General features: G+C 64.1%; 9 protein-coding genes and 1 tRNA gene. 2 read left to right on the top strand and 8 right to left on the bottom strand.

Translation table 11 applies throughout. The features are described 5' to 3' along the window. Positions 1 to 59 precede the first annotated feature (59 nt). Together CURTO8I2_RS02000 and CURTO8I2_RS01995 are read left to right on the top strand one after the other, a co-directional pair. Positions 60 to 575, top strand: a complete 516-nt coding sequence (locus CURTO8I2_RS02000; RefSeq protein WP_159678237.1) for a GspH/FimT family pseudopilin — start codon at positions 60 to 62, stop codon at positions 573 to 575. A gap of 148 nt (positions 576 to 723) precedes the next feature. Then, positions 724 to 800: transfer RNA gene (locus CURTO8I2_RS01995), tRNA-Asn, on the top strand. A gap of 122 nt (positions 801 to 922) precedes the next feature. On the opposite strand, the gene CURTO8I2_RS01990 is transcribed toward CURTO8I2_RS01995, so the two are convergent. From CURTO8I2_RS01990 to CURTO8I2_RS01955, 8 genes are all read right to left on the bottom strand, one after another. Then, positions 923 to 1,384 (bottom strand): type IV pilin protein, encoded by a 462-nt coding sequence (locus CURTO8I2_RS01990; RefSeq protein WP_255475739.1) that lies wholly within the window; start codon positions 1,382 to 1,384, stop codon positions 923 to 925. After that, positions 1,381 to 5,223 (bottom strand): PilC/PilY family type IV pilus protein, encoded by a 3,843-nt coding sequence (locus CURTO8I2_RS01985; protein ID WP_159678235.1) that lies wholly within the window; start codon positions 5,221 to 5,223, stop codon positions 1,381 to 1,383. Before CURTO8I2_RS01985 ends, CURTO8I2_RS01990 begins: the two co-directional genes overlap by 4 nt. A gap of 10 nt (positions 5,224 to 5,233) precedes the next feature. After that, on the bottom strand, positions 5,234 to 5,737 hold the full coding sequence (locus CURTO8I2_RS01980) for a PilX N-terminal domain-containing pilus assembly protein (protein WP_236550977.1): 504 nt from the start codon (positions 5,735 to 5,737) through the stop codon (positions 5,234 to 5,236). A 1-nt stretch (position 5,738) separates the two neighbouring features. Then, complete coding sequence (locus CURTO8I2_RS01975) at positions 5,739 to 6,887, bottom strand: PilW family protein (protein WP_236550976.1); 1,149 nt, start codon at positions 6,885 to 6,887, stop codon at positions 5,739 to 5,741. Beyond that, positions 6,884 to 7,327, bottom strand: coding sequence for a type IV pilus modification protein PilV (pilV, locus tag CURTO8I2_RS01970; RefSeq protein WP_159678232.1), 444 nt, complete (start codon positions 7,325 to 7,327; stop codon positions 6,884 to 6,886). Before pilV ends, CURTO8I2_RS01975 begins: the two co-directional genes overlap by 4 nt. Beyond that, positions 7,324 to 7,851 carry a GspH/FimT family pseudopilin gene (locus tag CURTO8I2_RS01965; RefSeq protein ID WP_201295459.1) on the bottom strand — a complete coding sequence of 176 codons (528 nt, stop codon included), beginning with the start codon at positions 7,849 to 7,851 and terminating at the stop codon, positions 7,324 to 7,326. The genes pilV and CURTO8I2_RS01965 overlap by 4 nt, the downstream gene beginning before the upstream one ends. Positions 7,852 to 7,985: 134 nt before the next feature. Then, a complete protein-coding gene (ppnN, locus tag CURTO8I2_RS01960) occupies positions 7,986 to 9,374 on the bottom strand; it encodes a nucleotide 5'-monophosphate nucleosidase PpnN (protein ID WP_159678228.1) in 1,389 nt (462 codons plus the stop codon). Between the two features lie 110 nt (positions 9,375 to 9,484). Continuing rightward, positions 9,485 to 12,700 carry a TonB-dependent receptor gene (locus tag CURTO8I2_RS01955; protein ID WP_159678227.1) on the bottom strand — a complete coding sequence of 1,072 codons (3,216 nt, stop codon included), beginning with the start codon at positions 12,698 to 12,700 and terminating at the stop codon, positions 9,485 to 9,487. Between the last annotated feature and the right edge of the window lie 127 nt (positions 12,701 to 12,827).

The following is a 12,827-nucleotide window of genomic DNA, read 5'->3' as shown; positions in this document are numbered from 1 at the left end:
CTGGATATTCGAAGCCGCCCTTCCGCGCCTCCGGCCAGGAAACGCACGGGACACGCCCCATGCGCGGCCTCACGCTCGTCGAGCTGATGACGACCCTCGCCCTCCTCACCCTGCTCTGCACCTTCGGGATGACGGCCTTCGCGGATGTTCTGGACCGCTATCGGGTCCGGACCGCGCTGCACCTGGTCAGCGCCGATCTTGCGATGGCGCGCAACGCGGCGATCACACGCCGCAGCCCGATCGTGGCCTGTCCCGGACGCGCACTCGACGGCTGTCGATCGGACGCCGACTGGGGCAAGGGCTGGATCGTGTTCCTGGATCCCGACGGCAATCGTCGGCCCGACACCGCCATGGAGCTGCTGCGCGAGGCCGACGCGCCCTCGGGCGCCACGGGTTCGCTCCGCCTCGCGTCCACCCGTCCCTTCGTTCGATACCAGCGTGACGGCCGCAGTGCAGGCACCAACCTGACGGTCAACGTCTGTCGCGCCGACAGGCTGGGCGGACAGGTCGTCGTCAACAACCTGGGCAGGATCCGGAGCTCGCGACCCGCTACGGATCGACCGTGTCCCTTCTGACCCGCGCGACAGGTCAGAGCACCTAGACCCTGCATGCCGCCATCACGGAGGCCGGTGCCGCAGCCCGGAGCACCGCACGCGGCAACTTTCGAAAAGTCGCGATCCAACGCTTGACCCATGCCGACAACCGACTAGAATGTGCGTCCCCGCCCGAATAGCTCAGCCGGTTAGAGCACTTGACTGTTAATCAGGGGGTCGTTGGTTCGAGTCCAACTTCGGGCGCCAAGACATCAAAAGGCCTGTGCAGCAATGCATGGGCTTTTTTTTTGCGCACCGGAGATGCTGGACAGCAAAAAAAAGCCGCGGACTGCGCCGCGGCTTACTGAAGCTTGCTTTGCTCGTCCGGACTACCAGCAGTCTGAAAGGCTCCCTGTCCCTGTTTCGCTCTTTACCCCCGTATTCGTCATCCCGAGGGTGCCGCAACGCGTGTCCTGTGTCTGGTTGCCTTGCGGCTCCGACGTCAGCGTGAACGTATTGGGCGTCGCCTCACTGGTAATCAGATAGGCAACCGTTGCCCCCTGCGTCGAGGGCGATGCGACACTCGCATTCGCGGCGCCGAACGCCCCTGCCCAGAATCCTTCGTAGGTGTTATTGACCGTGTGGAAACGCTCAAAACGCTGCGCCAGCTCGACCATGTCCGCCTTGGCCTGCGCACGCCGCGACTTGCGCACGGAATCCTGATAGCTCGGGAGGGCGATCGAGGCCAGAATCGCGACCACCGCCACGACGACCATCAGCTCGATCAGGGTAAATCCGCGCGCGAAGCGCGAACGCGCAGTTGGTGTATGCCGAGCGAAAGCGCTGGTCACTGGATCTGCCTCCACGATTGGCGACCGCAGGGCCGCTTGAGGTACAGCGGCGGCGCACCCGCGACCTGGATCACCATCGAACACTGTGCTTCAAGCGCATCGTCGAGGTCATCCGGCGTCGCTCCGGCAGCGAGGGGTGAAATGCGCGGCGAACTGAAGATGGCGACATCCTTGACCGGCGCCGTGCCCTGCGTGTTGAGCGAGATCGCTCCTGTGCCTGCGCCGGGCGACTCGCCTTGCGGGGAATCGTAGGTCACATTCGACAAGCCGGCAGCGCCGGTCAACGCATTGAGACCGTAGAGCCAGTTGGCGCCCTCCACACTGCACTGGAGCGCACTGACCGGTGCATAGGTCGGCATGAAAACGATGCCGCTCTCGATGCGGGGATATCCGACGAACCGCTCGCGCACCGGCAGATCGATGTACCACCCAAGTCGTCCGGCAGCCGGGATATTGGAGCTTGTCGAACGCACACCGTCGCTTGTTGACGTGATGGTCTGGGCAGAGAGGTTGGTGCGGGTAATGGTCGTCGTGGGCTGACCGGTGCCCGCATCGAGCACCGCATAGAGCGACTGCTGCGTCACGTCGACCGGATCGCCATCGAACGAGAAGCTGCCGGTACCGAAGTACAGCATGACGCCACCGTTGCGACCGGCCGCTGCAGTCAGACCGCCGAGGATCGGCTGGCGCGTGTTGTTCTCGGCGCCGCTCGTATAGAGCAGCGAGGTGAAGAGCGGCCGCGTCGGTGCTACAGGCGTCGCAGCACGCAAATCGAACTTCCAGACCGCGCCCTTCTGATCGGCCGCGTAGGCGGTATCAGCGAAACCATCCCGCCCCGATGCTGTCAGCGAGTTGTCGGCAGCGCCAGTGAAACGGTCGAGGACGACCACATTGCCCAAGCCGTTGCTGCCGGCCGGTGCACCTGACTCGACGGCTTCGATCATTCTGATCTGCGGCGCGCCGGTTCCGATCTCGACCATGTACAGCACCGCCTTGCCGCTGGTGCTGTTGTAGCCGTTGCCGAAGATCGCGTGCCACTTCACCGGCCCGGTCGCAGAGCCAGTCTTGACCGGCACGATCACCGGACGTCCCAGCACGTAGCCGATGTTTTCCCGTTGCGCCTGGGTCAGGCTGGTGTTGAGGGCGCTCACTTCCCACAACCGGTCGGCTGCCGCAAAGTCACCTGACGTACGGGACACACCGGAGACATTCAAACCGAACACGCCCTTCGCGCCAGCGCCGGTCGAGCCGACAAGGACCGTACGCCAACCCGCGTCAGCGCCCGCACCATAGTAGGCATCGGAAACCGCCAGCGGTCCATCGACGAAATAGCGGTGCTGGAAGCGCTGGTCGCCGCTGGCTGCTTGGTCGTAGGGAAACAGCAGGTTACCCATGTGCCCGAGCACGGTCTGCGGAATGAAGGCGAACCGTTCGATACCGCCGGCCGTCGTCGTGCGCCCGTCAAAGCCGTGCAGCATGCCGTCATTCGCACCGGCATAGACCATCGGCCGACGGAGATTCGTGTTTCCGGTCGTGACCTTGCTGGACATGTAGGTGGCGTAGCTCGCACCGTAAGGCGCCGGCAACGCGCGATACCCGTAATCGTCCGTGGGCGCGCTGACGACCGGTGTGGCGTTGACGATGTCGCCGAGGCGCGTGGTCCGGAAGCGCAATGTGCCGTTGACGTTACGCTCGGCCTCCAGCGTCTGGTCGCCCTTCAGGTAATTGATGGCCTCGGTCAGCGTCAGCGTGCTGCCTGCGCCGCCGAGCGCAGCCAGCGTGGCCTGCGAGCACAGCGACATGTTCGGCACCGGGTTGTCGCACAACCGTGCCAGGGAATTGACATTCGTTGGATTGAACAGCGCAGCGTTGGTGCCGGTGCCGTACCACACGCTACGGGCCGCGACCGCCGGCATTCGGTTGCTCGCCTCCCAGGCATTGGAGAAGCTCACCACACCGGTGTTCGGATTCGTCGTGACCGACTGCGCCGTCAGCGTGCTGTACCAGTCGGTCCCGTTGTTGCGCGCCTCGTAGAACGGAAACACCGACAACGACCCGGCGCCGATACGCGCACCGGTCAGCGCGATACTGCCGGCCGGCGAAGACCCGGCGCTGACCGACGCCAGCACGCGCCGCATCGCAGCCGTGATGTCATTGGGCGTGCGCGCATTGATGTATTCGCCACGGGTGTTGATCGTGGCATGCCAGATGTCGTCGACCGTCGTGGGATTGTCGTTGTTGTGCCCGGGCCAGTTGGGGAACGGCGCAACGAATGGATCGCGGGCCACATCCGGGTCATAGATCGACCCGGTGGCGCCCAGGGTCACGCCATAGAAGTTCATGTGGAGATTGGTGTTGCAATCCAGACGCGGGTCAGGATTGGCGGCGCTGCATCCGGTTGGCACCGGCACGCGACCCGTCGGGAAATCGGGACGCAGGTTGGTCTGGTAGTACTGGGTCGCGATCGCCGCAAGGCTGCCCGAAGGTGTCGGATCGAATGGCGCACCAAGCCCGGTGACCGCATTCGCGCCCGGCGTGCCGCCGTTGCTGTAGCCGTCGGTGAACAGCATGCCCGCATTCTTCTGGCACGCGAGCTGGATCGGGGCGCCGTTGCCAGTGCGCTGGAACTGACGGCCGATATGATCCACCGCGAACAGGTTCGGCGTGCCACCGCTGGCGGGCAACGCAAGCAGATCCGTGTACAGCAAGGACTTCTCGCTGGGCAGATTCATATTGCGCATCGCGACCGGATTGGTTCGGCTGTTGATCCGGAAATAGCCGACGCGCATATTCTGGACGTCGCTCAGCGAGCGCGTCATGCCCGCGATCATCGCGCGATTGCGATTGCCATAAAACGAAAACCAGTTGGCGAAGTTCTGGATTGCCGCGTTGTACGCACCGGTAGATGTGTAGTTCTCGCGCCTGATCTCGTACCGGTACATGTCGCATCCAGGACCGCATGCGTTGGACGCAAGCTGGCGCCCGCCAAAAACGCCTGGCAGAAGCGTGTTGAGAACCGTCGCCCGATAACCGGCGGGTGCAGGCGCAGAGGTTGAAAGATAAAAGGTCGCGGGAAAGTATCGGATCCCGACCGTGCATGTCGCGGTGACGCTGCCACCGGCCAGAGGACCTACGGTGACCCAACGGTTTCGAGTGGCGCCGGTACCGCCCACCGCACCTGCCCCGTTGCCGCACGCGCCGGTGGCGTAGTACTCGGTGCCGAATGGCAACGTCATGCCGTTGAGCAAACGGAAACCCAACGCAGTGTCCGTGTTTTCCTGGTCCTCCGTCATATCGATGACCGGCGAGTTGGCGCGGGGGTTCGCCCGAGTCGCGGTGATCGATGCATTGCCCTGGGGATTAGTAGCAGTTGCACCGAACGGAGTGCCGTCGGCGTTCAACCAAGGCAGATAGGTCTCAGCCGGATTGAAGTAAGACGGGTTGTATTCGTGGGAACGAGCAAATCCGAACGTCAAGATCGGCGCAATCGCATGACGATTGCCGTCGATCCGATGGCCCGTGTAAGGAATAAGGTGGTTGTACCCACAGGCGCCGCCCGTTCCTGCCGTAGTCCTTGGGGATCCATTTGCATTGAAAAAGCCACCGGTCGGGTTCCAGCAGCCCTGACCATCCTGACCGGGCAGCAGCGTCTCGAACGTCATCGAACCCGAGTCGTCCACCGCCATGATGAACGCGGGCGGGATCTGCGCCTGCACGTTCAACGGCTGCTGCGCGAGCGTACCCTGTCCCTGCACGGCCATCACGGAATGCAGGAAATAGGCACTACCGGCGAGAACAAGCGCCGTGGCACCGGCATAGAGTTTTGTGCGGCCTTTCATGGCGCTGCCCTCACGGCCTGAAGATGGTGTCGATGACGGCCTGCGCCGTCGGGTTGCCAGGATCGTCCACGCGATACGCGGTGACCTGGTAAATCGGGTTCGGGTCTTCGTTCACGGCCGCGCCCATATCGAGCGTGGAGTTGCCCGAGATGCACGGCCCGATCAGCCGCGCGTTGACCGCGCCGGTCTCGGCGAACGACCGTCCCGCGGCCCAGTTGCCTGGATCGAACCCGGTGTCGCACGACTGGATGTCGGCGGCGACTACCGCAGTGCAACCGGCCGTCGAGGTACGGTTGATCATGTCCTCCAGCGCGCACTCGGCGCTGCGCGTCAACGCCTCGGTTTCCTGGAACGCCAGGTTCACCGCGCGGTAGTTGGAAGACATGCGCTCCTGCAAGCCGGCGACCTGCATGCCCACGATGCCCAGCAGCGCCAGAAGCACCAGCATGATGAGTGCGATGTAAAGGACGGCACCGCGCTGGCGGCGCGCAGGCGATGGTTGGAAGCGGGCCATCTCAGTTCCCATAGAGGCGGTTGCGCATGGCGATGGTGCTTTCGTAGCCGAAGCGGTATCGGGTGTCGGTCGCGTCTGCGGGTGTGAACCTCACGCCGAGCACGCTGCGTCCCAAGGGGGCCTGACCGGAGGCCGAGCGGTCGGGGCTGCTGGCCAGCACGCCGAGCCGTACAGCACCGACCGAACGCGATGCAGGCTCCGTCGTGGCCATGGCCGAAGGAAGGACGAACGTACCGACGTACCCGCTCGGTGATTCGGCCGGCATCGTGCCGGTGTTGCGGTCGAGGCCCAACTGCAGCTGCAGGCTTTCGATGCCTTCGACCAGCTCCTCTGCCGGACCATAGAAGCCGCTCGCGAGCGCGCGCGCGCGCCACAGGGAGCGTTGCCCCGACGCGTTCGGCGCGACGTAGTACACCAAAGATTCAAGGCGGTAGAGCATCGTCTGGCCTGCAGGCTGCGGCGTGTAGCGATCGAGCGCCGCGTTCACCGTGACGGTTCTCGTCGCTGCATTGGTGCTCGATGGCAGGAAGAGATCAACGAAGCTGCAGTCGGCGATTCCGAACATCGTGGGGTTCACCACCCCGTCTTGCGTCAACGCATCCCAGCGACCGGGCGCCACCGTGATCGTCGAAGTGGTGCCGGAGACCACGACAGCCTGGATGGCTGCACCTTCGCTCGCAAGAAACCGGAGTTGCAGAACATCGCTACCGGGCGAGGGAGCAGGATTCAGCGCCGCCAGGGCGCCGGGAAGCGCCGGCGTCCATGTGTTTGCCGCCGTTCCAAGATTCATCGTGGTGGCCGATGTCTTGGCCGCCTCGTACGCCTGGATGCCCAGCGGAAAATTGACGCCCGAGTTGGCGCCCGCGGTTCCCGCGGGGACACGATTGAGCAGCGCACCAACGTTCTGCAGGTGCGCTTGATCGTTGACGCACCCCATGTGACCGACCATGCGCAGGTCACGCTGGATGAAGTCGATCGCGAAGCGGCCGTTTTCCTGCACACGCGACACACCTTCGGACAGCTGGTAGGCGGTGCGCGACGCGGAAAACACACGCGCCAGGCCCAGGATCAGGAACGTGCCGATCGCGAGCGCGATCATCATTTCGATCAGCGAGACGCCGCGCGCGCGTTTGGGAGAAGGAAACCTCACAGCTGGGTCCTCGCGGTGAACTCGGTCGTGTCCTCGCTGGCGATCGCGGACCGCTCCCCCCAACTCAGGGTGACCGTTGCCTCACCGGACGCGTCGTATGTGACCGTCGCCTGCGCCGACGGCCCCAGCGCATTCAAGACCTGGCAGCGCCAGTTGGCGATCCCCTGCGAGACGGCATCATTGCCTGCAGGCGCAGTGCACGCAGCCGTTGCAAAGCCCGCGCTGGTGTACTGGGCTGCGGAGAGCCGGTTGCTCCGCATCTGGTCCAGCAGGCTGTAAGCGAGATTCGTCGCCATCGTGCGGTTGTTGGCGCTCTGGGTGTAGCGCAGGTTGGTGGTCTGCAGCAGGGCGAAGCCGAGCAGGCCGATCGCGAGCACAACAATGGCGATCAGCACCTCGATCATCGAGAAGCCACGCTGCGTGGAACGGTGCAGTTTCATGGGCAATCTCCCCGCGCGATGGACGCGCCTCCGGTAGGCCGGACGGTGAACGTGCGCACGAGCGGCGCACCCGCCGGACAGGTGACCGAGGCCAACGTCAAAGCGCGTCCGCCACCCGCCAGAAACCCGCGCTGATCAAAGCGGAAGCTCGTATTCGCGGCGCCCGCGGCGGCGGTGATCGCAACACCCGGCTTGGCTTGCGAGTAGCGCACGACACGATCGCCTTCTGCCGCCTCCGGCTGGTCGCCTTCCCCATCGATATTGATCCAGACGATCCAACCCTGGTCCCAGGCCGTATTGGTGCATGTGGCGCCATCGGCACTGGAGCACACCTGCGCGCCCCCCGGGCTGCGCAGCGCCTCGGACCGCGCGAGCGCGAACGAAGCAAGCAGCTCGTTGGTGGTGGTGGATACCCGGTTCGAGCGCATCGTCGCCTCGAAACTGGGGAACGCGATGGCCGCCAGGATCGCGACGACCGCGACCGTGACCATCAACTCCACCAGTGTGAATCCCCTCGCTCGCATGCCGCTTCCGCCCGCCGCCGGTACGCCCGGCGTTCCCCATGGCGCAGTCTAGCCAGCGCCGTCCGTCCTTCAAGCAGTGACGGACGGACGGTCGCCGGCGGGCGATGAACGTAGCGGCAGGGACGGCTGGACGGTCAGGACACCACCTCGTAACAGGGCCTGTAATCCCCCGCGATCTTCATGCGCCGCTGCTCGACGAACGCGCGCAGCAGGGCATCCAGCGATTGCATGATGTCGCGGTCGCCGTTGATGCGGAACGGGCCGAACTCTTCCACGCGTCGCAGACCGTCTTCCTTGACGTTGCCGGCGACGATGCCGGAGAACGCGCGACGCAGATCGGCGGCGAGTTCGTGCGGTCGGCGGCCGTGGTGCAGATCGAGCGCGGCCATGGCTTCATGCGTGGGCACGAAGGGCTGCTGGAGGTCGAGCGGAATCGACAGCGACCAGTTGAAGTAGAACGAGTCCTTGTGCGCGACCCGGTATTCTTTGACCTTGCGGATGCCGGCCGACATGCGGCGCGCAACCTGCTCCGGATCGGCGACGATGATCTCGTAGCGTGACGCGGCTTCGTCACCGAGGGTCAGCCGGATGAACTGGTCGATCTGCTCGAAGTACGGCGCCGACGCGGTCGGGCCGGTGAGGATGAAGGGAAACGGGATGTCGCGGTTCTCTTCCTGCAGCAGCAGGCCCAGCAGATAGAGAATCTCTTCCGCCGTGCCCACGCCGCCGGGGAACACGATGATGCCGTGACCCAGGCGCACGAACGATTCGAGACGTTTCTCGATGTCCGGCATAATCACCAGCTGGTTGACGATCGGGTTCGGCGATTCGGCTGCGATGATGCCCGGCTCGGTGATGCCGATGTAGCGCGCCGGATATTGGCGCTGCTTGGCGTGGGCGACGTTTGCGCCTTTCATCGGCCCCTTCATCGCGCCCGGGCCGCAGCCGGTGCAGATGTCCATGCCGCGCAGGCCCAGCTCGTAGCCGACCAGCTTGGTGTAGTCGTACTCGACGCGATTGATCGAGTGGCCGCCCCAGCAGACCACCATGTTCGGATCGCCCGGCTGCAGCAGACGCGCATTGCGCAACAGGCCGAAGACCGCATTGGTGATACCGGCCGAAGACTCGAGATCGGTCGCGTATTCCGGACCCAACTCGATCGCGGTGTATGCGAGATCGCGCACGACCGCGAACAGCAGCTCGGCGACACCGCGGATGATCTGGCCATCGACGAAGGCCATCGCCGGCGCGTTCGCCAGCTCGATCCGGATGCCGCGATCCTGCTGCAGCACCTGGATGTCGAAGTCGGGGTACAGCTCCTGGGCGGCGCGCGGGTCGTCTGACGCGCTGCCACTGGTCAACACCGCGAGTGCGCACCGGCGCAGCAGATCGTGCATGCCGCCGGCGGACGCGTCCTTGAGGCGGGCGACTTCATCGCGGGACAGGACGTCCAGGCCGCCGCGGGGATAGACGTAGGCATTCACGGTGGGCAGCGCCGTCGCCGCCCCGATCTCGTTGCTCATTCTTGCTTCGCTTCTTTTAGGGGTGCGGCACTGTAGCGCAGGACCCCGCAGATAAGAAAACGGCCGGGTTTCCCCGGCCGTTTCCTGGTTTCACGCGTTCGATCCGCGGATCAGAACTTGTAGCGGAAGCCGATCTGGGCAGCCCAGCGCGACACACCCTTGTCGTCGTAGATGCTCGCTTCGTCCGGGCGGTTGAAGCGGTACACATACTTGCCGGTAGCCGGGTCGACACCGCCGTACTCGACGATACCCTTCATCGCCGGGAAGCCGACTTCCTCGATGCGGCCCCAATCCTTGTTGATCAGATTGCCGACATTGAGGATATCCAGCCAGATTTCCGCCTTGTTGTTGAAGAAGCCGGGCAGTTCCTGCGAAATGCGGATATCGAACTGGTTGACCCAGTCGTTGCGCGCCGCGTTGCGGCCCGCCACCTGGCCCCGGTGCGAGCGAAGGTATTCATCGCCCTCGACGTACGCCCAGAAGTCGCGCTCCTCTTCCGGAGAGCCGAAGAGCACATCGCCAGGGCCCGCCGGGATGTACAGCAGATCGTTGAAACGGCCATCGCCGTTGGCGTCGTTGTCGAAGGTGTAGCTGAAGGGGCGTCCCGAACGTCCCTCGTAGAACATCGAGACAGACGTATTGTTGTCGCCGAAGAACGCATGCTTCCACGTCAGCGCGGCGGAGAACCGATCACGGATTTCGTAGTTCGAGCGCGACGCCACTTCCTCGTTCGCCTGGAACACGGCGTTGTTGCCCAACTGCGAACCCGACGTCGAACTCGTCAGCGCGCTGACTTCGGTCGCGTGGGTGAAGGTATAGGCAACCTGCCACGACCAGTCACTCTCGTTGAAGGGCTTGTTGAGCCCGAACGTGTACTGCTGGCTCTCACCCTTGTCGGTGGGGCGGGCGATGATGACGTTGGTGAAGTTGGTGTCGCGACCCGCACGGGCGTTCACGCCGCTGCCCACACCGCTCTGGTTCCAGCTGCCGGGGTTGTAGCCCGCATCGTTCCAGTACAGCAGCCGACCGTCCTGACCGACACGCGTCGACGCACCGGTATTGAGCTCCTGGTAGTAGATCGCTTCCTTGACCTCGGTCCACACGCCTTCAGCCGAAGCCACCACGCCCCACCACGGCAGTTCGGTGTCAAACGCAAGATTGGCTTTCCAGACAGCCGGCTGGCCGAGCTCTGGATCGATGAAGTCGATTGCTTCAGCGCCGCCGGCTGCGGCGGTCGGCGGACAGGGACGTCCGTTCAGGCCCACGAGGGCGCACTGCGCCGCAGGATCGGGGTTGAAGCCGTTGAACCCGCCGTCGGCTGCGGTGAAGAGGTAGTCGACGTAGGCTTCGCGACCGTAGTTCGAGAATCCGTTCGAGAGCCAGACGCTGGCCGCTGCGCCCTGGAAGAGGCCCACGCCGCCGCGCAGCTGCGTCGGCAGTTCGCTGTCGAACGTGTAGTTGAAGCCGGCGCGCGGCTGGAACAGCCCGTTCCCGTCGATGGTCTGGCTGTTGTCGAACCCGAACGCACTGAAGGCACGGGGGTTGTAGAAGGGCGAACCATCCACACGCGGCTCGTCGTAGCGAGCGCCCAACATCAAGGTCAGGTTGTAATTGACCGCCCACGAGTCCTGCACGAAGACGCCGATGTTCTTCAGACCGAACACGGCGGCCATGTTGTCGCGTACGCCATCGCGCGGATAGAAGAGCTGATAGCGACTGGCGGTGCCCGCCTCGAAGTCGTCGATGCTGTCGTAGCTGTAGACGCCATTCAGACGTCGGCCGAAGAGGTTGTAGATGTCGTTGTCTTCATAATCGAAGCCGAACTTCACCGTGTGGTCGCCCAGGAACAGGTTGCCGGCAAAAAACGCGTTCAGCGTCTCGGTTCCGACCGCATTGACGTGGGTGTTCTCTTCGGTGCCGAGGTTGAGCGTGTTGTCACCGATACGCACGGAAATGGCGGGCAGATCGGCCAGCGGGACGCGCGGCACGAAGTAATCGCGGTACGACACCTTCATCTCGGTGGAGAACGAGTCGCTCCAGTCACTGAACAGCTGCGCGGTCATCGTCTCGACCTCGTAGCTCTTGGTGTAGTGGTAGGTGTTGAGCGCCAGCGAGCTGTTGCCGAACCCTTGGAGGTAAGCCTGGTTCTGCTCGGACTTCGCGTAGCGGAAGCTCGCGCGATGGTTGTCGGTGATGTTCCAGTCGATCTTGAGGCCGTATTCCTCGGATTCGGTGTCGAGCGCGGGAAGTGCGAGTGAACCCGCGTCAAAGCCCCACGTGTTGCGGGCAATGCCGATCACACGGTCGATGTCGCCCTGCTCGATGCCCACGATGTTGCTTGCGCCGGAACCGATCGGACCGAAGCTGGAATTGCCGATGAAGAGGTTCTTGCCCGTGTACTTCTCGTAGTTGGCGAAGAAGAACAGCTTGTCCTTGACGATGGGGCCACCGAAGGTGACGCCGTAGGTCTCCTCCGAATCGAACAGCACCGGACGGATATCGTTCTGGTTCTTGCCGGACCAGTCGTTGTCGCGGTACAGACCGTACACGGACCCACTGAAATTGTTGGTGCCGGACTTCGTGACCGCATTGATCACGCCGCCGACGCCGCCCGTGATGGTGACGTCATAGTTGGCCACGTCCACTGCGATCTCGTCGATGACGTCCATCGAGAACGGCTGACGCGGCGCTGCCAGACCATTCGACTCCAGGCCGAATGTGTCGCCGCTGTTGATGCCGTCGACGCGGATCGCGTTGTAACGCGGATTCTGGCCACCAATCGAGATTTCGTTGCGCGCCTTGTCGGTCTGCGACACCCGCGGATCGAGACGCGCGTAGTCCTGCAGCGTCCGGCTGATCGAGGGGAGGGCTTCGAGCTGCGCGCTCGTCACGTTGGTGCCCGTGCCCATCTTGTTGGCGCTGAAGATCTCCGAACCACCGATCGCGGTCGCAGTCACGGTCGCCAGGGTGGTCATGTCACCCGTCAGGGCAGCATCGACAGTGTTGACCTGGTTGAGGTTGAGATAGACGTTGTCCTCGGTCCTCGTCCCTTCGCCCGCCTTGGTCACCGTGATCGTGTACGGACCGCCGACGCGCAGGCCACGTGCGTTGTAGCGGCCGCTTGCATCGGTCGTGGCACGGCTGACGGTGCCGGACTCGGTGTGCACGATGGTCACTTCCGCGCCGGTCACCGGCGCGCCGCCAGCGCCGGTCACCTGGCCACCGACGCCTGCCGAGGTGGTCTGCGCGAATGCGGGAGCGGCTGCAAGGGCGACGATCAGGCCGAGCGACAGCTTGGAGAGTCGGGCGCGATGCGAGTGGTTCATGGGTTGTATAGCCTCGATGCGTGGAGTGCGGCGCAAGCCGGCTGGCGAGCGACGTTCAGGTCTTGGAACAAGAATGGGGGGCCCCGTCACGGCGCATGGGCGTGGCGCCGTGGTTAACAACAGGTTA

The organism is Luteimonas sp. 9C (genome assembly GCF_902506295.1).
Taxonomy (GTDB): domain Bacteria; phylum Pseudomonadota; class Gammaproteobacteria; order Xanthomonadales; family Xanthomonadaceae; genus Luteimonas.
The sequence above is the reverse complement of the archived record's forward strand: the minus strand, read 5'-3'. Positions and strand labels throughout refer to the sequence as shown.